Here is a 26,726-nt window from a genome sequence, read left to right on the forward strand (position 1 = left end):
TAGTAAAAGTATGCATAACAAAAAATCCAGACTGAAATTTCATCTACTTTATGAATGATTTAATAGAGAGAGCAATAAAGTATAATTCAAATAATAAACTTAACTCAAATAAGTATAATTTTATATATAAATAATTTTTTATAAAATTCCCATATATTTAACTAATAAATTTCCAGCATAATATAATATAAAAAACATAATTGTTGATAATATTGTCCTTTTTATACTCCAGTTCTCACCTTTAAATCTATTGTAAAAAAACATGCAAAATCCAAATCCAATTGCTGTTACTAAGGAGCGAGTAAAAGTATTCATAACAAAAAAATCCAAAATAAAATATCTATTATCACACACAAAAATATCCCTGAAATCAGTTTAGCCATAGCTTTAAAGTATGTTTACAATATCACTGATCTCAGAAATATCTTACTAGCTATTTTCTAAATAAATTAGAAACAGTGTCCCTCCACTTTACGGATGACATTGATTGTACTTATCTTTAAAACCGCTAATAGCTCCCATTACTCCGCCTGCTACTGCTGTTTCCGGACCACCTAATAAACCAATTAATGCTCCTACGCCTCCCTTTATGGCTGCTGATTCGACATAATCGCTTACTTCACAACTTGGATTCGGATGGCATTCATTGTACTTATCTATAAAACCGTCAGCAGCTCCTTCTAATCCGCCTATTGCTGCTCCTTCCGGACCAAATAATGCACCAGATGCTAGTCCTATGCCTCCGTGTATAGCAGCTGCTTCAGTATAATCGCTTACTTCACAACTTGGTGCCGTATAGCATGCATTGTATTTATCTACCACAGCGTCACCAGCTCCTGCTAGTCCACCTCCTATTGCTCCATTGACAAAGCCAGAACCGACACCTTTCGGTCCAGAAAAAAGACCTCCAACTGCACCAGCAATACCTCCTATTACTTCTCCTATGATGCCGCCTGCACCTGCTGCTTGGGAATGGGCTCCTGGGCTACAATCATCTTCTTCTGGAAAAAGCCAACTTTTTGGATGTGAGTTACTACTTGAATCACCAGCTCCTCCTATTCCGCCGCTTACTGCTCCACCGAGTAAGCCAGCACCTGCACCTCCTGGTCCAGCAATAGAACCTCCAGCTGCACCAGCACCACCTCCTAATATTGCTCCTACAGTGCCACCTGTACCTGCTGCTTGGGCATAAGCGTCTGTACTATAATCATCTTCTGGAAAAAGCCAACTTTTTGGATGTGAGTTACTACTTGAATCATTTGATGAGCTTGAACTACCCATTTAAATCCTCCTTTCTTTAAATTATTAAAAATAACTGTATCATAATGATGCGGTGGGCAATTCTTTACTGTTCATTTTATAATAAGTCAAACATAATTTGTAAAAATACTTTACAAATAATAAATACATTATGTTTATATTATATTTATACAAAGTGTATATTTTGTATAAATATAATACTATTTACAATACTGTTTAAATATGCGACATCCATCGCTCTTTCTCTTAAACAAAATCATAAATTCAAATGAGTCATTCACAAGAAAAACCAGTATCATTCTCTTGGTTTACAAGAACAACAAAGAAATATATTTATTATGTCATCGAACTCAGTTGCGTTGCTGTTGTTTTGCGTTTGCTGGGCTTGGTAAATCCTTTTATTTTTCAATCGATTATTGACCGTATTCTCCCTTTTCAGCGTATTGAAAGTCTCTATGCTATCGTTGTCTTGATGGTTGCTATCATGCTGTTTAGCACTGCTCTTAGCACTCTTTCAGGCTACTTAGGAGCTTATTTAGCCAATCGGCTTACGCTAGAATTTGGACGGCGCATTTACACCCATCTTTTAAGTCTCTCCTTGCCCACTTTACGCCGTTGGCAAGTAGGAGAATTGTTTTCACGTATTGGGGAAGTTGATACAATTCGCGGTTTTTTAACAGGAACCATCGCCACAACCGTACTGAATGTTCTGTTTGCCATTATTTATATTGCTGCACTCTTTTCCATTAGTCCGAAACTTACCTTCATTGTCCTTATCATTTTACCTTTACAAATGGGTTCTTTAGCGTTGGTCGGTCCCTTCTTGCGCCGCCAATTACGCCGTGCTTTTACTCTGCAAGCTGTCCATAAATCGCGCCTTATTGAAAGTTTTACCAATCTTGAAGCCATAAAAGCACACGTAAAAGAAGCTGCTCATACAATACGCATGCAAGAAACTTTAGCCCGTAGTTTAGATCAAAGCCTTACAACCAGTAAATTACATCTTCTCAATGGAGCCACGAGCCATATTTTTGGTGATCTTTTCACTATTTTTATTATCTTTTTTGGTGCTCAGGCAGTTCTTCAAAACCAGATTACACTAGGGCAACTTATTGCCTTTCATCTCCTCGCTGGAAATGTTTCTGGTCCTATCTTAAGCCTTGCATCCCTATGGGAAGAATGGCAGCATTTGAAAATCTCTCGTCTTCGTTTGGGCGATATTCTTAACTCCCCTCCAGAATGGGAAGAAGAAAAGCCGCCTCTTCAACTTAGCGCTCCTCCTCATCTTGAAGCCAACGATCTCTGTTTTTCTTATGGAGATAAGTCCATTATCAATCATCTTGATGTCTGTTTACAACCTGGGCAACCGATTATGTTACTTGGTCCTTCAGGGTGCGGAAAAACAACCTTGGCGAAGCTTCTTTGTGGACTCTACCCCCCAACAAGCGGGAAGATATTGATTAACGCCCAACCTTTACAGAATTTTGATGTCCGTAGCGTGCGTGAAACAATCGCGTATTTTCCTCAAAATCCTTGCCTTTTTTCCGGAACCATTCTTGAGAATATGCTTCTTGCCAAACCAGATGCCACTAAAGATGAAATCGATGCTGCACTATATGTTAGTGCTTGCCATGATTTGATTGCTCAGTTGCCTCTAGGACTTAATACCCAAGTAGGAGAGCAAGGTGGTTTTTTATCGGGTGGTCAGCGCCAACGCTTGGCTTTGGCTTGTTTCTTTCTGATAAACCCAAGCCTGCTTATTTTAGATGAACCTACTTCCGCATTGGATGACACTGTCAGTGCACAAATTGTTGAGCATTTATATAAACTTTCACAAGATCGTATTGTTCTTGTTATTACCCACAAAAGTGACCTCTTTCCTCAGCATGCAAACGTCTTAAACTTTACTGATTTGGAGGCAAAAAATGGCAGATAAAGCTCCCTATTTGCGCCCTTTGTCACCAACGCTTCATATGGTTGTTGCTGTTTTAATTGCTTTATTTCTCTTTATTGTGATCGGCAGCTTTATCGCAAAAACAGAGATTGTTGCACGGGGACAAGGAAGTGTTATTCCCACCGCTTACGTTCAGCTGGTCCAAGCGCAAAATACAGGACGCATTGAGAAAATCCTTGTAAAAGAAGGGCAATTTGTTCATCAAGGCGATCTCCTTATTCAATTAGATCCCCGTGAAGCCCTCAATGAGTGCGCACGTGTTCAAGCAGATATCGCGCAACAAACCCTTCAAGCACAAATCGCAACAGCTATTTTAACAGCTTTGCACGAAAGTGATCCTTTGGATAAAGATTTTGTGACCAAAGGGCTTGCCTATCTGCCAGCTCCTCCTTCTGGCAACACGACTGCAAGAATAGAAGGGGAAAAACTCATTAGCGCTGCCCTTCAATCTCTCCAAGATAAATTAAGAGCGCTAAAAGCACAAGCGGACCGCGTCGAGCGCAGCGGTGCAACACAACATGCGCAATTAGATAGGTTGGAAGATGATCGTCAATTAAGCCAAGGAAAATTAAAAGCTGCAAAAAGCCTGATGGAAACAAAAGTCATTAGCCAAGCCGTTTATTTAGAGCGTTTACATGACTTTAAAAATGTCGAGCATGAAATTTTAACCAATCAAAGACGTTTGGAAGAAAATGCCGCCGAAATCAATACCCTTCGCCAACAACGGAAAAGTCTCATTTCCGATGAAATCGCCCGCTATCGCCAACTTTCGCGTGAAACAGAACTGAATCTTCAAGGATTAAAAGCAAAGCTTGATAGCACTCAATACCGTCTTGATCACTTATCACTTTATGCACCTGTTGATGGGCGTATCGATGATTTAAGTATCCATACTTTGGGCGGCTTTGTAGAAGCTGGAAAAACGCTCATGCGCATTGTACCTGGTGCAGGCGGACTCATTGTCGAAGCGTTTTTTGATAATCGAGATATTGGTTTTTTAGAAAAGGGACAACGTGCTTACATCAAGTTTTCTGCCTTTCCGCCTGAACGTTTCGGTGTTATCCACGGTACAGTCGTTAATGTAGGCGCTACAGCGCGCTATGATAAAGAAATTAATAATGGTGTCTACGCTGTTTTAATCAAAATTGACCAAGATCATATCACTTTGAATAACAAACAACTTAAATTTATCCCTGGCATGACTGTGACAACTGATGTCATTACCTCAAAACGACGTCTCATTTCTTATTTCTTTGAACCTATTACCAAAGTTTTAGAACAATCTCTAAAGGAAAGATAATGTCTGTAAATGAAAATCCATCACCATCACTCATAGATCCTCTTACAGCGTTAGGAGCTATGGTTGTTTTAATGCTTACATCTCCCTTATACCGCCGCTGGCGAATCTGGGATATCGAACGCAACATAGGACCCGCCTTACAGACTGGGCAATACAAGCTCTATAAAAATGAACGTGGAGAATTTTGCGCTTTTATCACTTGGGCTTTTTTAGATGAAGAAAATCATCAATCTATGCTTGAAAAGGGAGAATTTTTACCCGATGCTAATTGGCAGAATGGAAAATACGTATGGTTTATTGATTGTGTAGCACCTTATGGCCATACTGCTCATATTGTACGCGATATGCAACGAAATATATTTCCTGATCAGCATTATTGCTACGCTGTTCGACGTAATGAAGATGGTGGAATACGAAAAATTGCGCGCTGGTGTTGCTACAGAGCAAAAAATCCAGCCAAATAGTTTTTCTAAAGCAAGTGCGCATAAATCATTTACCCCTCCCCTCTTATAAAGAAGAATCTTTTAAAAGAGTTCTCTGAGCGATAGCTATAGTAAAAGAAAGCCTTACCATATTTAGAGCTTCCCCGCTACAAATGGGTATTTTTCAGCTTACCAGACTTGCTATGAATAGCAACAAATGCTTAAGAGATTTAATCCACTCTCAAGCTAAACTTTGATTAATTTCACTAGAGTTGGCTGGGGTACCTGGATTCGAACCAGGGAATGCCGGTACCAAAAACCGGTGCCTTACCGCTTGGCTATACCCCAAAAAAACACGCTTTATAGGCGACTCTTGCACCTTATAGCGATTCCTGTGATTGGACGCAATATCTGAAAATCAAAGACCTTACTTTTTTATCATAAAGTGCCTGAGTCTTGTATGGTATTGCATCGATACAAATTCGTAGCAGAAACTGATATACAGTTGTGCTCTTAACACAAATAGAAAACATTTATCCACCAATTATTTTGCTCTTTGTATTGATTTTTTAGGAACAGAAAATGAAAATCTTGTAGTTTACTCATGTATCAATAAATTAGCATATGATTTACTTTTCTTGATATATTCCAATCTCATCTTGCTTCATTAAGATAAAAGCTGTCACCATATTGGAAACTGGTAAAGTGTGTGATAGTTGCTGTGCTCTTTCATTAAGCGTAAAGATGATAATGTCCACTGGTTTTTACATTATATTATTCATGAGTAGCGCCATAAAATGAAATCAAGCACATTGAAAAATATCTCCTAAAAATAACACTTAAATATTCTATTGCAAACACTATGACACACCTAATAGGTTAGAAGAGTCTTGCAAAAATTAAAAATATTTTATCTGGCATTTGAAAAAATAAAGATATAAGAACAAGGGATAATAGCTATTTCTATTTACTTTTTATTCAAAAGATAATGATATTTTTATCGGTTCATAGATGTAAAAAATCTTCAGAAACAATCTTTATATAGACTAATGCCTTTTTTGATTGATTGGCATACATTTCCTAAAAGCTCCTTTTATAAAAAGAGAGACATTAAAATTAATTTCATACAAATAGGTATTCAACATTTGCTTTTAAACTCTGTAAATGGCAAATTAGACTTATGAAATAAGCTTAACAATTAGAATCGAGGAGATTTTTAAATGGCTTTTGAATTGCCCCCGTTGCCTTATGATTACGATGCCCTTTCACCTTATATGTCACGCGAAACGCTTGAATATCATCATGATAAGCATCACCTCGCTTATCTTAATAACACCAATAATTTTGTGAAGGAGTTAGGCTTAGAAAATGAAAACCTTGAAGATATTGTTAAAAAAAGTTTTGGAAAAAATATTGGTTTGTTTAATAATGCAGCACAGTATTACAATCATAACCACTTTTGGCTTTGGATGAAAAAAGATGGTGGTGGTCAAAAACTTCCTGAAAAGTTAGCAAAAGCTATTGACGCTGATCTAGGTGGTTACGACAAATTCCGCGCTGATTTTATTGCTGCTGCTAGTGCCCAATTTGGTTCTGGATGGGCATGGGTTGCTGTTAAAGATGGCAAGCTTGAAATTATGAAAACGCCTAATGGCGAAAATCCCTTAATTCACAATGCTCGACCTATTTTGGGTGTCGATGTGTGGGAACATTCCTATTACATTGATTATCGCAATGCTCGACCGAAGTACCTCGAATCCTTTGTAGACCATTTAATTAATTGGGACTATGTTTTGAAACTCTATGAAGAATGTGAATTTTAAGCTATCTAGATAATTTTTTTAGTGTATGAAAGCCCCTATAATCCAATAAATTATCGGGGACTTTCAAACAAAGATATTATGGATTAGCAACAGCCTTTTCCTGCTATCTTGAGAATATATGCATAGATATAGGCAACTTCTTCTAGCTTTGAAAAACGTCCAGCTGCACCAGCGTGCCCCGAATCCATATTAATACGTAATAAAATTGCATTATCGTCTGTTTTTAAGTCTCGTAATTTTGCCACCCATTTTGCAGGCTCCCAGTAAGTTACACGAGGATCTGTTAATCCTGCCATCACAAGTATAGGGGGATAGTTTTGAGCTTTGACATTATCGTAGGGTGAATAGGAAGCAATAAGCTTATAATCTTCTTCTGATTCAAGAGGATTCCCCCATTCGGCCCATTCTGGAGGTGTGAGTGGCAATGAAGCATCTAACATTGTCGCTAAGACATCAACAAAAGGCACATTCGCTACGATTCCAGCAAAATCCTGTGGAGCTATATTGGCAATGGCTCCCATCAACATCCCCCCTGCTGAACCACCATAAGCAATAAGCCGGTCGTGAGAAGTGAATTTATTGTTTACAAGGTAACGTCCACAAGCAATAAAATCTGTAAATGTATTGTGCTTAAAGAGATGTTTTCCTTTCTCATACCATTCTACTCCCTTTTCTTTTCCTCCGCGAATATGAGCAATCGCGTAAATAAAACCCCTGTTTACTAGAGAAAGTACATTACTATTGAAACTGGCAGGAATAGAGATCCCATAAGCACCATAACCGTAAAGAAGACAAGGCGCACCACCATCAAGAGGAGTGTTTTTGTGATAAAAAAGTGAAATAGGAATCTTCTCACCATCGTCTGCTATTGCTGTAATACGTCGTGTTACATATGCATCTTTATTATGCCCAGAGGGAATTATTTGCGTTTTTAAAAGCATTCGTTTACGACTTTTCATCTCATAATCAAACACTTGATCAGGTGTTGTCATAGATGAATAGGAAAAACGAATAGTTGGACTGTTATATTCTGCAACCCCTTGTAGACCTAAAGAATAAGCCTCTTCAGTAAAAGCAATGGAATTAACTTTTTTAGTGGTACGTTCCATTACTTTTATACGTGGAAGCCCCTCAAAACGTTCGATCCAGACAAGAAAATCTTGATAAGCATCATGGGATAATATTAGGCACCCAAGCTGATGTGGGACAAACTCAGACCAATTTTCTGATTGTGGAGATGTATATGGCGCTACCATAATTTTGAAATCTTTTGCATTATCTAGATTGGTCAGAATATAAAAGACATCACCACCTTCTGTAAGTGAATATTCAATACCTTTTTGTCGTTTCCGTACACATTGGGGAATAGTAAAAGGCGCCTCAGCAGGAATCAACCAGATCTCTGATGTTTCATGATCATGAATATTAATATAAATAATATCATTAAGCTTAGAGCCGCTTACATCTAAGAAAAAACCTGGATTGTCTTCGCGAAAAATAAGCTTATCTTGTGATTGATCAGTGTTTAATCGGTGATAATAGAGCTCTGAAGGTCGGTGATTTTTATCCATTTTAGTATAGAAAAAACCTTCAGATCTAGCATCCCATACAATTTGACCAGATGTATCAGTAATTGTATCCATACAGTCAGACAATGTCTCAAAATTACGAATTTTAGCTGTATAGAATTCTGATCCTTTGTCATCATAGGTCCATACCACATGTGTATGGTCAGGAGATTCTTGAACTGAACCAAATTTGAAATATTCTTTGCCTTCTGCCAAGACATCACCGTTAAGGTAAACGTTTTTTTCTCCGCCATTCCTTGGTGTCCGAAAATAATGCGGTTGTTGACCTCCGGTAACATAAGAGAATCCGTAAGCAAAAGGACCATGTTTTATAGGAACAGAACTATCATTCTCTTGGATCCTGTTTTTCATTTCGGTAAAAAGCAAATCTCGTAATGGTTTTGTATCAGCCATTTGAGCTGATTGATAAGCATTTTCTTTTTCAAGATAATGTCGAATATTTGGATCAAGACAGTTAGGATTTTTAAAAACATCTTGCCAGTTAGACGCACGTAGCCAATGATAGGGATCATCACGAAAAATACCATGATATATTTCCTTATGAGTGATTCTAAATGCTTTGGGAGGAATTGCAAAAGTGCGGGTCATACACAATCCTATATTAAAATATGTTAACAGCTTCGTTTATTCGTTTATATGTTAGAATCATAATTATTGATGCAAGTGTAAAAATCTATAAGTTCTATTCACTTGTAAAAATAGCGCCATGATAATTTTTAAAACTAATACCTTTCTGTCCATTACATATCACAGCTATTGTTTTCTAGGGATATAATACCACTTTTATAATGAAAGTGATTGGTAAGACAATTAAACTATGAGAAAAAGAATTGATTTTTTTTGAAACAGTATAATCTTATAATTTTATAGAAAGTAATAACTATATTTAAAGTATTTTTATTAATGTATAAAACATAAAAATATTCTATGTCGTTTTAATGAATAGTTTTATATTATAAGTAACGCTGTCGTGTCTTATTTATAATATAGTATGTTCTTTATTATTAAATTTAATAAATATAAATAATAAAAATAAATTTAAAATTTAGTAAAAATAAAATTACTAAATTATAAGTATTCAAAATGAAAAATACTAATTTATATATTATATTTTTATAATTAGTAATTTTATTTTTACGTTCTCAAAAAAAATAAATAAATTTTATCCTATATTTTTTTATATTTGTGATGTATTGTATGTTATGTATGATATGTTATAGGATAAAAATATATTTTAGCATGTAATAATTTCGTTTTTCTTATTTTATATTATGACAAAAAAGAGGTATTTATTTGATTTTTTTGTGTTTTGGCAATTTTATAGAATAATTGAATTGACAAAAAAGATTTTTGTACAATATGAAGCTCATGTGCATGAGATCTTTATATTATGAGTATATGCACTATATCTCGATTTTGAATTACTCAATTTTAAATTAAAGGAAACAAGAATGGAACATCGTGCAGTCTTAGAGACTGAAAGCAATTTAGTTATTACATTGGTTGCTGATATTGTTGCTGCCTACGTGAGTAATAATTCTATTCGACCGACTGAAGTGCCAAGTTTAATTGCTGATGTCCATGCTGCTTTTCGTAAAGCAGGGAATCTAGAGTTAACAGAAGTCGAAGTTGAAAAACAAAGGCCTGCCGTTAATCCAAAGCGTTCAGTATTTCCTGATTATCTCATTTGCCTTGAAGATGGGAAAAAATTTAAATCTCTGAAGCGTCATCTCATGACACATTATGGAATGTTGCCAGAGGAATATCGTGAAAAATGGCAGTTAGATAGTTCTTATCCTATGGTGGCGCCTAATTATGCAAAAACACGATCAGCTTTGGCCAAAGAAATGGGTCTTGGACGCAAAAGTAAACGGAAAAAAACTAAATAATCTTATTTTGCGAAAAAATGGTTTCGTATATAAATTTGATTTCAGTATACATGTTTTGTGTGAAGCTTTTGTATGTATAGCAATTTCTATCAAGGGGATTATACATAGCTTTCGTTACGAATCCGTTTAATCATTGATTTCAGACCATTTGATCGTTGTGGTGTAAGATTTTCATTTAAACCAAGTTTTTCAAAGAGCTCTTGAGCATCGGAATTGCGAATTTCAGAAGCTTTTTTGCCTGAATAAAAAGCAAGAAGTATGTAAATGAGTCCACGCACAATATGAGCATCGGAATCACCTTGAAACGTCAATATTGGATCTTCTGAGTTATTACGTGAAGATAAAAGCCACACTTGGCTAACACAACCAGGAACTTTGTGAGCATCGTTTCGAGCGCTTTCCGGAAAAGGTGGCAATTCATGGCCAAGCTCAATGACATAACGATAACGGTCTTCCCAATTATCCAAAAGCGAAAAGTTCTCTATGATATTACCGATTGTTTCCGCCATTATTTTAGTCCTGTTTCGTTTGAATAATCATTCTTAAATACACTTATAAAAAATAAATATTTATTCTTCCTAACATAAATAACACGAAGAACGTTAAAAATCCTTATTTCAAGATAACATTGTATGGCTTTGTAAGAACTCTTGTATTGCGATTTTGCAAGAAACATTAGGGGAAATCTCTGATATTATTGTTGTTCCCTAATATGTTGCCTAAATATTCATAAGCAGCTCTTGCACCGTAATATGCGCGTTCACCAAGTGAACTTAAAAATGATTTTCCTACTTTGCAGGTTTCTATATTACGGTCACAAAATGCTCCTAGGTCATTTAAAGCTTCTTTAAATGCACTAATCACATCGCTCGTTGTTGTCTCATTATTTTTGGGGCTAGAAGAATGGTCACTGCTTGGATTTGCTACAAAAAATGAAATAATGACAAAAATAAAAAATAAAAAAAATGATAATTTGATTAAAAAACGTATCATGGGCAATCAATGTACCGCAGTGGTAAATACAATAAAAGAAGCATTTTATACACTGTTTCTTTATAAACAATTTATAAAATTTGTTTTTTATAAAATTGAGTATTCATTTATTGGATCTATATCATTGGCTTTTTTATAAATATGGCACAATGCCGCTGTATAAAATGGGATACATTGTCTATTCAGTAAAAATTTAACATCCCAATTATACACTTACAGGCTGATCATATTAATGAACATACCATGATAAAAAGTGAGAGATATAACCATGATCGTGCATAAGAGTTAAGAAATGTCCCCCCCACATTTATAATCTTTTATTCCACAAGAAAGTGTAGCAATGAGATAAGGATTAAACACAGAGTCCAATTTCTTTTCCATATTGTGTACATACTTATTTTTAATAATAGTTCATCATCTTAGCTTAGTTGAAAAGGCTAAAAAGAGTCAGACTCTGTTATTCTAACTCTAGTAGTGATAAAATATTTATATTATCTATAAAATTTTTACTAGAACATCACCAACATGATCAATATGTTGATCAAAAGATCAAACAATAGCTTCATCTCTTATAACTCCATCTCAAGATCTCAAGACAAGTTTTTCTATAACATTGTAAACATCAATTTAATTGATACAAAAGTAGCTCCACTAAAATATAATAACCTTAAGAGACCAGTATTCTCACCAAACCGTTTACAGAAAAGTAACCCTATATATGTAAATTGTAAAGAATATAATGACTCTTATCTTTTTAACGTTATAGAAAAATAGTCTCTAACTTGTTTTTAAATGATAGGCAAACATCTGCGCCAAAAATGAAGAATAACGTGATATTATTATTGAGATGATTATATGTGATAATGCAGTTTGCAAACACTAAAATGCTCTTGAACGTTAATCATTCGATGTTCTCTTTATACATATTGAAAGATTTGTAAAATCTGAAATTAATAAAAATTGATAAGAGCTCTTGTTGATTGATCAACTTATACATTGATAGAATGAAGCTGCTTATTCTAGGAGTTTGAAAGGAAAAAACAATAATGTAAATGCATTTCTCTCTAGCGAAAAGTAAGAACTAATTTGCATTCGTTTCTTTGTGAAACATAAACGCAACTGAAAATAAAAATGATGACAACAAAACGAAAGACAACCCGAAAAAAAACTGTAAAACACCGTAAATACTATAGTAGTATTGTTATAACACTTCTTCTTATAATTTTTCATTTTATTTTTTGGATAGCAAAAACTCTTTATTTCTATACACGAAAAAATACTTTATTTTTTGTTGGATCTCTTCTTTTTAGCATTAGTTTTTTATTTATTTCATTTAATGCTTTATTTTCGCAAATGACAACGCATCAAAATATTTTAACTCAAATGAAATTTTCCTCCGTTCAAAGTATAGGGAAGAGCTCTACTTTATTGGAAAAAGAAGCAAAATCACAAGAACTCTCTCGTGTAACTTCTCTACATTCTCCAAGTCATCACCATACAAATTCACCTTTACCTCCTCAATCAGCAAGCATTCTGGAAAAGCAAAAAGAACTAGCAAAATTAGGACTTTATGATGGACCTTTAGATGGACTGGAAGGACCTAAAACACGCCGAGCTATCACTTTATGGAAACAACAAACTGCTCAGAGAATGCAAAAGAATGCTCTATCTAATCCCGCAACAGATGAAATTGCGATATTAATTAAGCAGAGCGAAATAGAAACAAAAAATACAAAAAATATGACGCACTTAAAAGAAGCTATTTCAGAGCCTTCTGTCGAAGATATTATACAAGTGCAAAAAGCTTTACATATTTTTGGGAATGAAGAGGTTATTGTCACAGGAATAGAAGATCAAAAGACAATAGAAGCCTTAAAACAGTTTCAAAAAATGTTTGATCTTCCTGTAACAGGTAAAATTAATCACACAATTTTAATGAAAATGCGCGAAATTGGTTTATTAAATTGAGGCTAATCATCTATACTATAAAAATAATCTCTTAATTTATAATGATAATTCATCTTTCGCTTGTTTAATGCCCCCCAAACATTCCTTCATCTCAAGCCCTCTTATATTCAATCAATCAGAATGGTTTTCTTACACATTATATATTGCGCCATACAATCTGCTGTAAGAAAACCACAACCAATTGCAAAAAAAAGAAATATTGCAAAATAACAAACGCGCTTGTTTTGGCATTTTTATTACTTCTGATGATAAAAGGACACGAAATTTTGTTGTAGTATCATGTAAACCTTTCATATTCTCGAGCCACGAATTGTCCATATCTTATCGTCAATTTGATCTTTATAAATATGACGCAAAGAATTTGTGCAAACACCTGTAAGGATAAGTAGACGTAAAGCTAGTTGTGTTATGCTTGTTGTTTTGCAAAGTGTCTGATAAAAAACCGGCACTTCTCTCCAATCTATTGCTGGAAAGTTTTGTGTTTTATGACGTTGTTTTCTAAGAGAGCGTGTGCTTTTTGTGTCGTCTAAAAATCAACATCCAAACCTAACGCAGCAGTATGTTTGAAGCAAATGTTAAGACAGTTTAGTACTTTCTCAACTGTTATAGCTTTTGTATGCCCAATGGAGGCAAGGGCATTGCACATCTCTGTTTCTATAATCTCTGAAACAGAGAGACAGTCTAATTTGGGAAGAATATGAAATTTTAAGGGTAGAAAACAGTTTTCATCTTTGCCATTTCCTTTTAATTTAGCTTTACGACTTTCAAAGACATCTAAAGCAATGTCTTTAAAATAATGGAGATTACCTATTGCCTCATGCTTTTATTTAGCTCGCGTCTTTTTGGGCTCCCCCCCCCCCCCCTCACGTAAAACAAAATGTCCTAAACGGAATATACGTGGATTGCCATTCACGAACTTTCTTAAAAAAAAACATTTCTAAAGCACCCAAGCCCATTTCGCAACAACGGCCCGTGAATAATAATAGCAGCCTTCTCTGTGCGCTATCATCTTTACGCTTGTGAAGAAGCAAACCGGCACCATTACACACTACCTACCTTCAATTTGTGACAGCTCTTGACACTTGAAGAAGCATATCCTTGCTTTATTTTTTTATCCATAGACGCTAATTCCGCCTGTAATATGCAAAAAACATGGTTTTAATTGATCCATTATAAAAGAAGTTGAAATGAGAAAATCTTGTGATATTTACAGCTTTCGTTCAATATGAGAAATAAAAAATTATCATTATAAATCAACATATTGTATAACTTTGATGTTCCTTCAGGAATGTAAAGATGATAGCACATAGTAGAGTTTATATACTTTGGGAAGATTTTTATAAACTTACGGGGAGTTTTACATAATCCCCATTCCACGAATGTCAATGTGAAACGGGGCATCCACTGAGAGATGTCTATCTCAAACAGCATGATGTGCAAAAAAATGCATTTGTTTGGAGCATTCTATTTTGCGTGAGGAGTCCATTCCCCTATAAAAAAGCAAACGTGTAAATTGACTGCACAATAATACGTTTCTCTCTATCAAGAGGTTCGTCAATAGAAAGTGTATTAATAATACATCTTTGTCTATCCTGCTTTATATTTTCTCTCATAAACCTCTCAAAAATATACTTTCTCGCGTAACATAACTTATCGTGCATTTTAGAAGCAATTTTATTTCCTTTATTAAAGAAAATAAAAGAATATATAAAAATTTATTTCAGTAATAACTATACAACAAAAAAATATTAACCCATTACACCCTTTTTGCTATTGCGGCCTGGGCTGCTGCTAAACGAGCAATTGGTACTCGAAAAGGAGAACACGAAACATAATCTAGGTTATTTTCTTCGCATAAAGCAATAGAGGCAGGATCGCCTCCATGTTCACCGCAAATTCCCAATTTTATTTTTGCACGCTTTGATCGTCCACGCTGTGCAGCAATGGTAATAAGTTCTCCTACTCCATCACGGTCAATAGACACGAAAGGATCTTGCTCTAAAAGACCTTTTTGAAAATAGGTTGCCAAAAAAGGAGCAGCATCATCACGGGAAATCCCAAAAGTAGTTTGTGTCAAATCGTTTGTTCCAAATGAAAAAAATTCAGCAGTTTCAGCAATTTCATCTGCTCGAAGCGCCGCCCTTGGAAGCTCAATCATCGTCCCAACCATATATTGAATAGTGCTTCCCTTTTCTTTCATCACTTCCTCAGCAACCTGATCAATACGTGCTTTTACAAAATCGAGTTCAGATTTAAGCGCAACAAGTGGCACCATAATTTCAAGCATAACAGGAGATCCAGATTTTTGGGCAGCTTCTGCTGCTGCTTCAAAAATCGCCCGCGCTTGCATTTCTGCAATTTCAGGATAAGTAATAGCTAAACGGCATCCACGTAATCCAAGCATAGGATTAAATTCGTGCAACTGCTGAGTGCGTTCAGCAAGCACTTCAGCAGAAATACCCATAGCTGTTGCAACATCAAGAATTTCTGTTTTCGTTTTAGGTAAAAATTCATGTAATGGTGGATCTAGCAAGCGGATAGTAACAGGTAAACCACACATAATTTCAAATAATTCACTAAAATCTGAACGCTGCATTGGCAAAAGCTTATCCAGTGCTTTACGACGACCATTTTCATCATGACTTAAAATCATTTCACGCATGGCAACGATACGTTCATCAGAAAAAAACATATGCTCCGTACGGCATAAACCAATACCTTCAGCCCCAAAGGAACGCCCCATACGGGCATCAGATGGTGTATCAGCATTAGCGCGAACTCTGAGACGCCGCATCCCATCAGCCCATTCCATTAATTTTGCAAAGTCTCCGCAAAGCTGAGGCTGCAACATTGCAACTTTCCCTTTGAAAATTTCTCCACTTCCACCATCAATTGTGATAACATCACCTTTTTTAAAGCTTTCTCCTGAAGCAAACAGCGTATTTGTGTTATAATCAATCCGCACACTGCCAGCACCAGAAATACATGGTTTTCCCATCCCCCGCGCAACAACAGCAGCGTGACTTGTCATACCGCCACGCGTTGTTAAAATTCCTTCTGCAGCATGCATACCATGAATATCTTCTGGGCTTGTTTCTACACGGACCAAAATAACCTTGCGACCTTCCGCCGACACAGTTTCTGCCTCTTCTGAAGTAAAAACAATTTCACCAGTTGCGGCTCCAGGAGAAGCAGGTAAACCACGTCCTATAACAAAACGTTCTGCTTTGGGATCAAGTGTTGGATGCAAAAGTTGGTCAAGCGACTTTGCATCAATACGCATCACAGCCTCTTCATGGCTTATTAACCCCTCTTCAACCATTTCAATTGCTATCTTGAGAGCCGCACGAGCCGTTCGTTTTCCCGAACGAGTCTGAAGCATCCATAATTTACCTTTTTCAATGGTAAATTCGAGATCTTGCATATCCCGATAATGCTGCTCAAGCTTCTGCACTATCTGACATAATTTCAAAAAAGCCTCAGGCATAATTTTTTCTAATGACGGCCTATTTGAACCAGCAACAATACGCGCATTTTCTGTAATATTTTGAGGCGTTCGAATGCCCGCCACAACATCTTCCCCTTGCGCATTAACTAAAAATTCACCATAAAGTTCTTTTTTCCCTGTTGATGGATTGCGTGTAAAAGCAACGCCCGTTGCTGAATCCTCACCCATATTGCCAAACACCATCGCTTGTACATTCACTGCTGTTCCCCAACTTTCAGGAATATCATGTAAACGACGATAAGTGACTGCGCGTGCTGTCATCCAACTTGAAAAAACCGCTCCAATTGCTCCCCACAATTGTTGTTCAGGATCTTGCGGAAAAGGTTTCCCTAATTTTTCTTCAACGTATGCTTTATAAGAAATAATAACATCTTTCCAATCATCTGCTGTCATTTCTGTATCAATAGTGTAACCATTGCGTACTTTTGCTTCATCAAGAATTTCTTCAAAATACGAATGATCTAACCCCAAAACAACGTTAGAATACATTTGGATAAAACGCCGATAACTATCATAAGCAAAACGTTCATTATTAGCTTGTAAAGCAATGGCTTTTACAGTCTCATCATTCATGCCAAGGTTAAGCACTGTATCCATCATCCCTGGCATAGAAGCCCTAGCCCCTGAACGAACAGAAAGCAAAAGTGGCTTTTGCTCACTCCCAAATTCACGTCCTGTTTGTTCTCCAATGCGTCTTAGTGCTTGCTTAACAGATTCCTGTAGCTCTTCTGGATATGATTTGTCATGGGCATAATAAAAATTACAAACTTCTGTTGTCAGCGTAAATCCGGGTGGTACGGGCAAACCAAGATTACTCATTTCTGCCAAATTAGCCCCTTTACCTCCGAGAAGGTTACGTTCACTTGCACTTCCTTCTGCCTTTCCATCTCCAAAACTATAAACCCATTTTTTCATTGTACAAATCCTCCCATATCAGCATCAAAACATCATTCAACCTAGGCTCACTAAAAGCAATGATTTGATTCAAAATCGGCTTAACAAAAAATATTGCTTCATAAATGCATACTATTAATCCTTCCAAAAGCGATAATGACAAAAAGTATCACTATCCATCTTCTGGAAGATTAAGATTCATTTTTTAAGAAAACTATCAATCACCGAAAAAAAGTCTTCTACTTTCATGGCACCTTCATATTTACTACCATTAATAAAGAAAGTAGGCGTTGCTGTAACACCAAGTTTTTTACCACGCTCAAAGGATGCATTCACTTCATCTAAAATGGCTTGATTTTTCAAACATGCAGTAAAACTTTCATCTGTAAAACCAGCCATTAAGCCAATTTTTTTCAATGGTGTTAGAGCATCTTTTCCGAAAGCCCATTCATTTTGTTTTTGAAATAAAACTTCTATCAAAGGAAAATAGCGATCTTCTGGTGCACACTGTGCCAACATAAAACCTGCTGTTGCCCGAGGATCAAAAGCATAATCGCGGAAAATCAGTTTTACTTTTCCTGTTTTGATATATTTTTTACGAATTTGAGGAAGTATATCATTATAAAAATGCGCACAATGGGTACATGTCAACGAAGCATACTCAACAATGACGACTGGTGCATCCGCCTCTCCCTCAAAGCGATCCTTTACTTTACCCGATTGGAGAATCTCTTCCATATCAACAGTTGCCACTGGTTTGGGATCACGCGCTAAAGCAGCTGTTACACTATTTTGTGCAATCGTTATGAAGAGAAAAATTATCCCGAAAGATAAAAAAGAACGATATTTTACCATAAATAATACTTTTCTGTTGTTATTAACGAATAAGAATCCAATGCTTTCTCATATATTAAAGAAAAATATATAAAATATCTTTCTATTTATTATTTTTTTTCCAAGAAAATGCAACAGCCAAGTTTATAAAGTGATTGGCGCAAGCTTTTATCTTCAATTCCTTCAAGCATTTCTCCCACGCATTTTTTGTCTTGTTCACTCAAAGACGATTTTAGAGGCAAGTGATTCATAAAAACCGACATACTCCTTTGCTCAATCTTGATGCGATCAATAGCAATATAGCCAAAAAATCCGTTAATTCTATGAAGTAATTCCTCTGTTTCATGCATCAATTTTAACGCAGCAAATCCTTCACATGCGACAACAAGTGTTGCTGGCTGAAAAACATCATCTTGATCTGCACGACGTTTCCAAATAATTTTAAGCGGCATTGTATGTTCACTGATATCATAGCCCGCAATTTGTGGCCAATGTTCTATAAGCGCCACATTAAGCCCTGTCCGTTTGCGTAAAACTGGATCAAGTATTTTGTATACCGTCTCAGAAAGAGAATAAAAGATATGTTTTTTAAGTTGTTTTCTCATTTTTAGATCATTGTTCAATCGCTTACTAAATTAAAATCATTTGTTTCATCTAAAAATTATTGCCTCCTCAATTTATGAAATATCAACAAAATAAATAATTTTTTCTTTTGCATTTTATATCTTCCTATGCTTGAAAACAATCATGTATGAAATTTCTTCGCACCTCCTTGCTTGGTACGATCAAAATCACAGACATCTCCCATGGCGGATTACCCCCGAAAAGCAAAAACAAGGTATCCGTCCTGATCCTTATCAAGTTTGGCTTTCTGAAATCATGCTTCAACAAACAACCGTTGAAACAGTTAAGCCTTATTTTAAAAAGTTTCTGAAACTATGGCCTGATCTTTCCTCTTTAGCAAAAGCCTCACAAGATGACATCATGAAAGCATGGGCTGGACTTGGTTATTATTCACGCGCACGTAATCTTAAAAAATGTGCGCAACAGCTTGTTGAAAACTACGCAGGACAATTTCCACAATCTGTAAAAGAATTGCGAACTCTAGCCGGTATTGGAGATTATACTGCCGCAGCCATTGCTTCAATTGCTTTTAATCACCCTGTAGCAGTGGTTGATGGTAATGTCGAACGTGTGGTAGCGCGCCTTTTTGCTATCACTTCAATATTACAAAAAGCAAAAGTTGAAATTAAAGAAAAAACACAAAAAATTACTGCTTTAAATCGTCCTGGTGACTTTGCTCAAGCAATGATGGATTTAGGAGCAACAGTTTGTACTCCACGCAAACCATCTTGTTATACCTGCCCTCTTCAATGTTTATGTAAAGCAGCAAAGACGCAACAACCGGAATCTTTTCCAGTCAAAGCCCCTAAAAAAGAACGCCCTTCAAAAACAGGTATTGCTTTTGTGGCTCTTAATAAAAAGAGACAAATTTATTTGGAAAAACGACAGACGCAAAAGCTCCTTGGTGGAATGACCCAAATTCCTAACAATATTGGCATAAACAACGAAAATGGGCTCCAAAATGCACCCTTTACTGCCAATTGGCAATTCAAAGGACAAATTACGCATGTTTTTACTCACTTTTCTCTAAAACTCGATGTTTACTATACTGAGGATGTTCATGAAATGAATTGTGAAAATGGTTGGTGGTGTAACATTCAACATCTTGCCGAAGAAGCACTACCTACTGTTATGAAAAAAGCCATTTCTGTAGCACTTCCCAATTCTTTCAGATTTAAATAACCTTCCCTATTCGTAAAAATGTTTTCTAACGGAGACTTTTGTATCTCTAACGGTCATTTATTAAGTCATTTATTAATCTGTAAAAGAAAAACTTAAAAAAATGAAATAACCAATTTTTTCTACAGATAAGAATTAAGGAGGGATAAAAAAGCTTAGATTTAAATTTCAGGATCTATCCTTTTTTGCTTATGAAGGAGCAAGTCAGCACCATCATTATATTTACCAGCCCCCTACAACAACCCTTGGCACTTGAAACGGTTCATAAAAGGTACTTTTTAGTTCTTTCTTTAACAATTTTATTCACACGCCAACCCCGCTTATGACATGCAAGCAAATAAATTTTATTGATTCAATATGAAACAGTTCTGAAATAAGAAAATTTGACGATATTCGGGGAAACTCAATATGAATAACGCTAAATTATCTTGATAAACCAATACATTTTACGCACTTTATAGATGCACGTATTACCTCAAAAAAGCACTTAATTTTGAGCTTCTGAATGAGCCTTTTAATTTTGATATTTCATTTTTATAAGATTATATTAAAATTTTACTGTTTTGGAACTAAAATCAGAACATAGAGTGAAAATTTCTCATTTTAATTTCTTCTACAAAAAGCATAAAAATACTCGCTTGCCGCTTACAAGCGAGATTAGTGTTTTAATAAAAAACATCTAAGAAAGGCATAAAACACCCTCACGTCCATCTCAATCAAGATCAGGTACATTGATGATCACTCTAGAATGAAGCAATCAGCTTAGTTCATAAAACACCCGTTTTTAACATTTGTGAACGTATGATCATTCTTAAATGATCTATGGACTTCAACCGTCCATTTTCCTCATAATACCAAAATGTCCAACCATTACAACTCTGCGAATCTTGAGCCTTTCTTCCCATTGCGTGAATTGAGCCCGCTTCACCACCATGCATAATCGTACCATCAGCTCTTACAATAGCAGACACTTGCTTCTTACGATCATAAAGAACTTCTCCAGGATAGAGTAAACCTGCTTCAAGCAAACTGTTGAATGCTACGCGCGGTTCTGCTTTTTTTCTATCCAAAATCGCTAATTCTGGTTGCGCTAAAGGTTTAACCGCTGCAATTCTCTCACATGCTGCATCAATGTAATCTTGCTCGCGTTCAATCCCAACAAAATCACGCCCTAAAAGCTTGGCAACAGCACCTGTTGTTCCCGAACCAAAAAACGGATCAAGAATAACATCACCAGGTTTACTAGAAGCCATAATAATACGCGCTAATAACGCTTGCGGTTTTTGTGTTGGATGTAATTTACGCCCTGAATCATCCTTTAAACGTTCAGCTCCAGTACAGAGAGGGAAAAGCCAATCTGAACGCATTTGTAGATCTTCATTTGCCGCTTTTAAGGCATCATAATTAAATGTGTACTTTTTATCTTTTTGATCTCGCACGGCCCAAATAAGCGTCTCATGAGCATTTTGAAAACGGCGCCCTCGAAAATTAGGCATCGGATTATTTTTGCGCCAAATAATATCATTAAGCATCCAAAAACCTAAATCTTGTAATGCCGTCCCAACTCGAAAAATATTATGGTAAGATCCGATAACCCAAAGTGTTCCGTTGGGTTTTAATACACGACGACAAGCAAGCAACCATGCACGGGTAAAAGCATCATAAGCAGCAAAACTCTCAAACTGATCCCATTCATCATCAACCGCATCAACAAGCGAATGATCTGGACGATATAAAGCTCCGTCCAATTGCAAATTATAGGGTGGATCCGCAAAAATCATATCAACGGAATGTTTTGGAAGTTTTTCTAGAACGGAAACACAATCTCCTTTAAAAATTTTATTGCGCCATGGCATCTGTGAGGGAGTACGAAGAAAATCTTTTTGAAGCTGAATAACTGTCATGAAAAACCCAACAAAATTAACTGAATTTGCCCTATAATCAACCAAAATAGTTTATAGGCCCGCATTACCAATCCATATTTACAAAATAGCGTAAACGTATCGTTAAAGTTCTACAAAATTGATAATTGTTTTTGTTTTTTTAAGTAAAAAAAACTTTCATATGAATGAAACCTTATTTTTCTTTTTTTCAATGTACTGTTCCCATATCTTTTATTTCGTAAAAGAATTAAGAATCATTTTCAAAGCGTATTTTTATGAAATAAGATCCTCTCAATATCGTTTTCATGAAAGTTGTCCATCTCGTAATATGTAAAGGAATATCTTATGCCTCAGATAGATCTTATTATTTTTGATTGTGACGGAGTTCTCGTCGACTCTGAATATCTTGCAGCAAAAATTGGATCTCAATTGCTCAAACAAACAGGATATGAAATATCACCCGAAGAATTGAGTGAGCGTTTTGCAGGGCTTATTTTTCGCGATATTCTTAAACAAGTTGAACAGGAAACAGAAAAACCAATTTCCGCTAATCTCATAGATCAGATGACTAATATTTTTCGTACACAAATAAAAACTAAATTACGGGCTATTGATGATGTAAGAGAAGCCGTAGAAATTATTCAAACACGCTATCCCTACTGTATCTGCTCTAATGCAAAAAGCGTAGATATAAAAGAGATGCTCACCACGGTTGATCTCTATGACCTTTTTGAAGGTAAAATATTTTCAGCACCTGAAGTTGGAACAAAAAGAACGAAACCGGCCCCTGATGTTTTCCTTTTTGCCGCACAACAATTACAGGCAGAGCCCCAAAACACTATCGTTATAGAAGATTCCCTTCATGGTGTACACGCAGCCACAGCAGCAGGCATGCGTGTCATCGGCTTTACGGGAGGATCACATAGCTATCTTGGCCACTCTAATGCACTTGCAGAAGCTGGTGCAGAAACAGTTATCGCAAAACATGCTCATTTAGGAGAAGTCTTAGAAGCAATGGCAGTATGGAGGGACCTATTATAAAAAATCTCTTGAATATATTAGTTTGTAAACTCTTATGTAAGAAGCATTTTTACTCAAATGCCCTTCTCTTCTCATTGCTTCTTTTATAATAACTTCAATAAATGCGTAATTCACGATACGGGTGAATTGCATTTCAATGTGAAGGAAAAAATATAGCACCTCGTTGAACAATCAATAAGTCAGTTAACCATTGCACGCGCTTAAAAAAAAGCAAACAACAGGGAGGAAAAATCATAAAAATCAAACCCTGCTTATCTATCTCAAATCCGATATCCCACTCCCAACCTCAGCAGCCCATCCTGATAAGTTATTATATTTTTCAAAAAAGGAATATGACGATGCCCTGCTCGACAAGATGTGAAAATTGCTAGCCTCTTTCATCTGATCAAAAAAATCACACACTATGGTAAAATTTTAGAGTAAGTGCGTATTGAACATGGAAAGCATATTAAAATTCGCGGAATCTATGGAATACAAGAGTTTATTGAAAACAACAAAAGCGTCCTTGTTGAGTTAGAAGGACTTATATTTACTCAATCCAAATCTCGTAAACTTGTTGAAGGTTTATTTACTTTGCTGCTTAAACAGTATTTTAACAGCATCAATTGGTACAACCTCCCTAAAATTACAAAAGATAAAAAGAATAGATTCTTATGACGATGTGCATTTTATAAAAAACATTTCACACCAAGTCATTTGCGGTCAACAAATTGATTTATAATAATAATTTATCATTATTGAACTAAACAAAAAAACGAATATTGTAAGATTCTCTTATTTCAAACCTAGATATGCTGAATTAAAGAAATAAAAATGTCTCTTAATAAATCATCTCAAGATGCAAAGATTGTAGCAACATTAGAAGCGAGCAAAGTGTATGGCGATGCCATCTTTCTTCTTTATAAACATCAAAGATTCTGATGCCCTAAGAATTTTATATTATGGGGCTTTATCATCATACCTATAATTGCAAAATAGGCTTGAGTACCTTGAGAAGGATTTCTTAAAAAGCACATAAATATGAAACATAGAACAACGTAAAGAGATACCTGTAGTTGCTCAAAATTTTCTGAAAGCACTTGCATAGATTTTTTAAATAAGCAATGAAATCAGATCTTTTCAAAAGTAATCCAACTTTAGGAAAGACATCCTTTCTAAAAATAAAAGTGGCTTTTCGGTTTGGAAAGAAGAAAATGTTGAAAAATATTATCTAATGCCGATCTTTCAGCACTCATAAATGTCTCTGAACTCATAAATGTCTCTGAATTGATATTCTTCTATATACTGCTTTACATCACAGTAATATGCTGTTCACATTGGCGAGAAAAATATAATATCATTTATCTCTATCCAATTCGAGCTCTACTTTATACTATGAGAGAACTGTATATTTTTAGTATCTATAACAACTATTGTAAATAATAAAAATTTATCGCATCCATTTATATTTTAATATTTAATAGTATTTTTATAAATACATCATAATTTTCATATTTTTTATTATCTATAAATGTATTTAAAAAAATAATATTAATATCATTTTATAAAAATTATGCGATCACCACATGTTATTTATATATAACACATAACGAAATATTTCATAAAATTTTAAAAAATATTTTTGTGACTATTACTGTTACCTTTTTACAATAATGTTTATAAAAAAATATATTTATATTTTTATATGTATTTTTATTATTGACTAAAAATACATATTGAAATATCTAAATTGTATATAGTGTGAGATATATAAACATTATGTATATTTTCTTACATATATAAATTAAAAATATTTGAGGTAAAGTTATGGTCAAAATATTTAAAAATTATATCTTAAGCATTTTTATAGCGAGCACTTTTTTTATTTCACAAACTGTAAATGTTAATGCAAACTATTTGAAAACCGATACTCCAAAAGAGGAACTTTCTGTTTTCCCAATGGAACAAGTAAAGTATGCAAAATCTGATGTAGTTTCTACGACTGCTTTCTATGTTTCATCTGTAAATTATCAAACAGAAAAGGGAACAACAGGTGAAGGGAAAATTGAAAAGGTCGTTGAGCCTATGACTGTAGGAGTGGGACTATTGTTTGCTGGATATGCAATGAGCTTTATAGGATCGATAATAAGTTGGATAAAGGACATAGTGTTGATGTTCAAATAATTCAACCTCGTCTAGAACTCTAGAATAATAGCTTCATTATGAAATCTACTATTTGTTGTAAATAATTACATAATGAAGCTTCTCTTGATACAAGATATAAATGTTGTAGATTATATCCAAATATCCAAAGTATAAATTTACGCATATATATATTGAATATTATAAAATATTTGAGGTAAATTATGATTAAATTGTTAAAAAATCATATGTTAAGTATTTTCATTATGTCTGCCTTTTTTCTTTCACAGGTTGTAAATGTACATGCAAACTATTTGCAAAATAATACTCATCGTGAGAATATTTTTGTTTCTGCAATAGAGCAGAAAAGACAGGATGCAGTCCATACCGTTTCTCTCTATAGCCCCATTCTAAATCTTGGAGTGGATAATGAAACTACTATTGAAGGAAAATTTGAAAAGGTCGTTGAACCTCTTACACTCGGAACCTTTGGTGTTGGGATGGCACTTGGATATGCATCAAGTACGATAGGCATGTTTTTAGGATGGATAATAGGTAAAATAATATCGTATTTTAAATCTCGTTAAAATTGAAATTTTATCAGAATAAAACCTTCTCATACGAAATATAAACAATGGATATATTCTGTATTTATCCATTTTTGATGACAAAAAACTAATGAATTATCACATTAAGAATGAAAAAGCTTTAAATGCTTCTGTTTCTCTCAATGTGCACTAATTCTGCTGATGCATCTATTCAATTCAAATTAAAACAAAAGTAAAAGTATTGGTGATAAATTATGATTAAAGTATTGAAAACTTACGTATTAAATATTTTTATAGCAGTTGCTTTTTTGCTTTCACAAGTTATAAATGTTCATGCCAATCATTTGAAAAATGATATTCAATGTGAAACTGTCTCTCTAATAGAACAGGGAAAGAAAAAAGCTATCGATATAGCTTCTCTTTATGTCCCAAGTTTCACTCATGGAGAAAAAAGTGAAACTGCCATTGAAGGAAAATTTGAGAAAGTATTTGAACCAATTACGCTAGGAGTTTTTTCTACAGTAGGAGCTTTGGGTTTTGGATTCTTGACTGGATTTGTTATGTCCATATTTAGCGGGACAATCGGATGGGCAATAGGAAAACTTAAAGGCAAATAATTCAAAAATACTCAGTTATTTTTTCTATTTAAAATGAGAATACTTTACAGCCTGCTTCACATCATTCAGCAGGCTGTTGTATGTTTTCTATGGATAAACTTCAGGTTACCATACTGTATAGAACAAATATAATATCTATCATTATACAAAATAATAGATTAAGCTAAACAAACATTATTCAAAGTATAGATTTGCGCACGAAATGCCATAAAATTACCTTATAAATCTTCCAGTGTGAGTTTCTGGTTGTATCATTTCAACATTCATTTTAGCAGATTT

The 26,726-nt window shown here is 35.0% G+C and carries 18 protein-coding genes, 1 tRNA gene and 1 pseudogene; 11 read left to right on the forward strand and 9 right to left on the reverse strand.

Annotation, left to right across the window (positions count from 1 at the left end):
- Window positions 1-471: 471 nt before the first annotated feature.
- Window positions 472-1,281 (reverse strand): hypothetical protein, encoded by an 810-nt coding sequence (locus ACFIJ8_RS00900; protein WP_375628187.1) that lies wholly within the window; start codon window positions 1,279-1,281, stop codon window positions 472-474.
- Window positions 1,282-1,528: 247 nt separating this feature from the next.
- Here ACFIJ8_RS00900 and ACFIJ8_RS00905 point away from each other — a divergent pair, with 247 nt between their 5' ends.
- Genes ACFIJ8_RS00905 through ACFIJ8_RS00915 form a run of 3 tightly spaced genes read left to right on the forward strand, consistent with a single transcriptional unit; the run spans window position 1,529 to window position 4,978 of the window.
- Window positions 1,529-3,196, forward strand: a complete 1,668-nt coding sequence (locus ACFIJ8_RS00905; protein WP_375628189.1) for a peptidase domain-containing ABC transporter — start codon at window positions 1,529-1,531, stop codon at window positions 3,194-3,196.
- The gene (locus ACFIJ8_RS00910; RefSeq protein WP_375628191.1) at window positions 3,186-4,514 is read left to right on the forward strand and encodes an HlyD family type I secretion periplasmic adaptor subunit; all 1,329 of its coding nucleotides are present in this window, start codon (window positions 3,186-3,188) and stop codon (window positions 4,512-4,514) included. Before ACFIJ8_RS00905 ends, ACFIJ8_RS00910 begins: the two co-directional genes overlap by 11 nt.
- Entirely contained in the window at window positions 4,514-4,978 is a 465-nt protein-coding gene (locus ACFIJ8_RS00915) for a toxin-activating lysine-acyltransferase (RefSeq protein WP_273788406.1), read from the forward strand. The genes ACFIJ8_RS00910 and ACFIJ8_RS00915 overlap by 1 nt, the downstream gene beginning before the upstream one ends.
- A gap of 231 nt (window positions 4,979-5,209) precedes the next feature.
- On the opposite strand, the gene ACFIJ8_RS00920 is transcribed toward ACFIJ8_RS00915, so the two are convergent.
- A tRNA-Gln gene (locus ACFIJ8_RS00920) sits at window positions 5,210-5,284 on the reverse strand.
- An 872-nt stretch (window positions 5,285-6,156) separates the two neighbouring features.
- Here ACFIJ8_RS00920 and ACFIJ8_RS00925 point away from each other — a divergent pair.
- Complete coding sequence (locus ACFIJ8_RS00925; protein WP_375638669.1) at window positions 6,157-6,759, forward strand: superoxide dismutase; 603 nt, start codon at window positions 6,157-6,159, stop codon at window positions 6,757-6,759.
- Window positions 6,760-6,842: 83 nt separating this feature from the next.
- On the opposite strand, the gene ACFIJ8_RS00930 is transcribed toward ACFIJ8_RS00925, so the two are convergent.
- A complete protein-coding gene (locus ACFIJ8_RS00930; RefSeq protein WP_375638671.1) occupies window positions 6,843-8,936 on the reverse strand; it encodes a S9 family peptidase in 2,094 nt (697 codons plus the stop codon).
- Between the two features lie 863 nt (window positions 8,937-9,799).
- On the opposite strand from ACFIJ8_RS00930, the gene ACFIJ8_RS00935 reads away from it, so the two are divergent.
- On the forward strand, window positions 9,800-10,237 hold the full coding sequence (locus ACFIJ8_RS00935) for a MucR family transcriptional regulator (protein ID WP_012754848.1): 438 nt from the start codon (window positions 9,800-9,802) through the stop codon (window positions 10,235-10,237).
- 98 nt (window positions 10,238-10,335) lie between these two features.
- Here the strand turns inward: ACFIJ8_RS00935 and ACFIJ8_RS00940 are convergent, their stop codons facing one another.
- Together ACFIJ8_RS00940 and ACFIJ8_RS00945 are read right to left on the reverse strand one after the other, a co-directional pair.
- Window positions 10,336-10,746: a SufE family protein gene (locus ACFIJ8_RS00940; RefSeq protein WP_012754847.1), complete on the reverse strand. Its 411-nt coding sequence runs from the start codon at window positions 10,744-10,746 to the stop codon at window positions 10,336-10,338.
- A gap of 108 nt (window positions 10,747-10,854) precedes the next feature.
- Window positions 10,855-11,230 (reverse strand): annotated as a pseudogene (locus tag ACFIJ8_RS00945) (DUF5330 domain-containing protein).
- 1,134 nt (window positions 11,231-12,364) lie between these two features.
- Here ACFIJ8_RS00945 and ACFIJ8_RS00950 point away from each other — a divergent pair.
- Window positions 12,365-13,198: a peptidoglycan-binding domain-containing protein gene (locus tag ACFIJ8_RS00950; RefSeq protein WP_375628325.1), complete on the forward strand. Its 834-nt coding sequence runs from the start codon at window positions 12,365-12,367 to the stop codon at window positions 13,196-13,198.
- A 1,756-nt stretch (window positions 13,199-14,954) separates the two neighbouring features.
- Here the strand turns inward: ACFIJ8_RS00950 and ppdK are convergent.
- From ppdK to ACFIJ8_RS00965, 3 genes are all read right to left on the reverse strand, one after another.
- Window positions 14,955-17,621 carry a pyruvate, phosphate dikinase gene (ppdK, locus tag ACFIJ8_RS00955; protein ID WP_375638672.1) on the reverse strand — a complete coding sequence of 889 codons (2,667 nt, stop codon included), beginning with the start codon at window positions 17,619-17,621 and terminating at the stop codon, window positions 14,955-14,957.
- Window positions 17,622-17,798: 177 nt separating this feature from the next.
- Window positions 17,799-18,455: a DsbA family protein gene (locus tag ACFIJ8_RS00960; protein ID WP_375638674.1), complete on the reverse strand. Its 657-nt coding sequence runs from the start codon at window positions 18,453-18,455 to the stop codon at window positions 17,799-17,801.
- Between the two features lie 89 nt (window positions 18,456-18,544).
- On the reverse strand, window positions 18,545-19,039 hold the full coding sequence (locus tag ACFIJ8_RS00965; RefSeq protein ID WP_375638676.1) for a DUF721 domain-containing protein: 495 nt from the start codon (window positions 19,037-19,039) through the stop codon (window positions 18,545-18,547).
- A 142-nt stretch (window positions 19,040-19,181) separates the two neighbouring features.
- Between ACFIJ8_RS00965 and mutY the strand changes: the two genes are divergently transcribed.
- Complete coding sequence (mutY, locus tag ACFIJ8_RS00970; RefSeq protein WP_273787922.1) at window positions 19,182-20,240, forward strand: A/G-specific adenine glycosylase; 1,059 nt, start codon at window positions 19,182-19,184, stop codon at window positions 20,238-20,240.
- Between the two features lie 764 nt (window positions 20,241-21,004).
- On the opposite strand, the gene ACFIJ8_RS00975 is transcribed toward mutY, so the two are convergent.
- Window positions 21,005-22,093, reverse strand: coding sequence for a site-specific DNA-methyltransferase (locus tag ACFIJ8_RS00975; RefSeq protein ID WP_375628326.1), 1,089 nt, complete (start codon window positions 22,091-22,093; stop codon window positions 21,005-21,007).
- A gap of 372 nt (window positions 22,094-22,465) precedes the next feature.
- Here ACFIJ8_RS00975 and ACFIJ8_RS00980 point away from each other — a divergent pair, with 372 nt between their 5' ends.
- The 4 genes from ACFIJ8_RS00980 (at window position 22,466) to ACFIJ8_RS00995 (ending at window position 26,447) form a co-directional block, all read left to right on the forward strand.
- On the forward strand, window positions 22,466-23,161 hold the full coding sequence (locus ACFIJ8_RS00980) for an HAD family hydrolase (RefSeq protein ID WP_375638678.1): 696 nt from the start codon (window positions 22,466-22,468) through the stop codon (window positions 23,159-23,161).
- Window positions 23,162-24,967: 1,806 nt separating this feature from the next.
- Window positions 24,968-25,324: a hypothetical protein gene (locus ACFIJ8_RS00985; RefSeq protein ID WP_273787919.1), complete on the forward strand. Its 357-nt coding sequence runs from the start codon at window positions 24,968-24,970 to the stop codon at window positions 25,322-25,324.
- A gap of 182 nt (window positions 25,325-25,506) precedes the next feature.
- Complete coding sequence (locus ACFIJ8_RS00990) at window positions 25,507-25,869, forward strand: hypothetical protein (protein WP_273787918.1); 363 nt, start codon at window positions 25,507-25,509, stop codon at window positions 25,867-25,869.
- Window positions 25,870-26,084: 215 nt separating this feature from the next.
- Entirely contained in the window at window positions 26,085-26,447 is a 363-nt protein-coding gene (locus ACFIJ8_RS00995) for a hypothetical protein (protein ID WP_375638681.1), read from the forward strand.
- The last annotated feature ends 279 nt before the right edge of the window (window positions 26,448-26,726 follow it).

It is taken from the genome of Bartonella sp. MF74HXZ (assembly GCF_042194445.1).
GTDB classification, from domain to species: Bacteria; Pseudomonadota; Alphaproteobacteria; order Rhizobiales; family Rhizobiaceae; genus Bartonella; species Bartonella grahamii.

Bases quoted from the DNA above. Each gene is read 5' to 3' on its own strand.
- ACFIJ8_RS00950 (WP_375628325.1), top strand. From the start codon at position 12,365: ATGACAACAAAACGAAAGACAACCCGAAAAAAAACTGTAAAACACCGT.
- ACFIJ8_RS00905 (WP_375628189.1), top strand. From the start codon at position 1,529: ATGAGTCATTCACAAGAAAAACCAGTATCATTCTCTTGGTTTACAAGA.
- ACFIJ8_RS00985 (WP_273787919.1), top strand. From the start codon at position 24,968: ATGGTCAAAATATTTAAAAATTATATCTTAAGCATTTTTATAGCGAGC.
- ACFIJ8_RS00915 (WP_273788406.1), top strand. From the start codon at position 4,514: ATGTCTGTAAATGAAAATCCATCACCATCACTCATAGATCCTCTTACA.
- ACFIJ8_RS00900 (WP_375628187.1), bottom strand. From the start codon at position 1,281: ATGGGTAGTTCAAGCTCATCAAATGATTCAAGTAGTAACTCACATCCA.
- ACFIJ8_RS00975 (WP_375628326.1), bottom strand. From the start codon at position 22,093: ATGCCATGGCGCAATAAAATTTTTAAAGGAGATTGTGTTTCCGTTCTA.
- ACFIJ8_RS00925 (WP_375638669.1), top strand. From the start codon at position 6,157: ATGGCTTTTGAATTGCCCCCGTTGCCTTATGATTACGATGCCCTTTCA.
- ACFIJ8_RS00935 (WP_012754848.1), top strand. From the start codon at position 9,800: ATGGAACATCGTGCAGTCTTAGAGACTGAAAGCAATTTAGTTATTACA.
- ACFIJ8_RS00960 (WP_375638674.1), bottom strand. From the start codon at position 18,455: ATGGTAAAATATCGTTCTTTTTTATCTTTCGGGATAATTTTTCTCTTC.
- ACFIJ8_RS00910 (WP_375628191.1), top strand. From the start codon at position 3,186: ATGGCAGATAAAGCTCCCTATTTGCGCCCTTTGTCACCAACGCTTCAT.
- ACFIJ8_RS00930 (WP_375638671.1), bottom strand. From the start codon at position 8,936: ATGACCCGCACTTTTGCAATTCCTCCCAAAGCATTTAGAATCACTCAT.
- ACFIJ8_RS00990 (WP_273787918.1), top strand. From the start codon at position 25,507: ATGATTAAATTGTTAAAAAATCATATGTTAAGTATTTTCATTATGTCT.
- ACFIJ8_RS00995 (WP_375638681.1), top strand. From the start codon at position 26,085: ATGATTAAAGTATTGAAAACTTACGTATTAAATATTTTTATAGCAGTT.
- ACFIJ8_RS00980 (WP_375638678.1), top strand. From the start codon at position 22,466: ATGCCTCAGATAGATCTTATTATTTTTGATTGTGACGGAGTTCTCGTC.
- ACFIJ8_RS00940 (WP_012754847.1), bottom strand. From the start codon at position 10,746: ATGGCGGAAACAATCGGTAATATCATAGAGAACTTTTCGCTTTTGGAT.
- mutY (WP_273787922.1), top strand. From the start codon at position 19,182: ATGTATGAAATTTCTTCGCACCTCCTTGCTTGGTACGATCAAAATCAC.
- ppdK (WP_375638672.1), bottom strand. From the start codon at position 17,621: ATGAAAAAATGGGTTTATAGTTTTGGAGATGGAAAGGCAGAAGGAAGT.
- ACFIJ8_RS00965 (WP_375638676.1), bottom strand. From the start codon at position 19,039: ATGAGAAAACAACTTAAAAAACATATCTTTTATTCTCTTTCTGAGACG.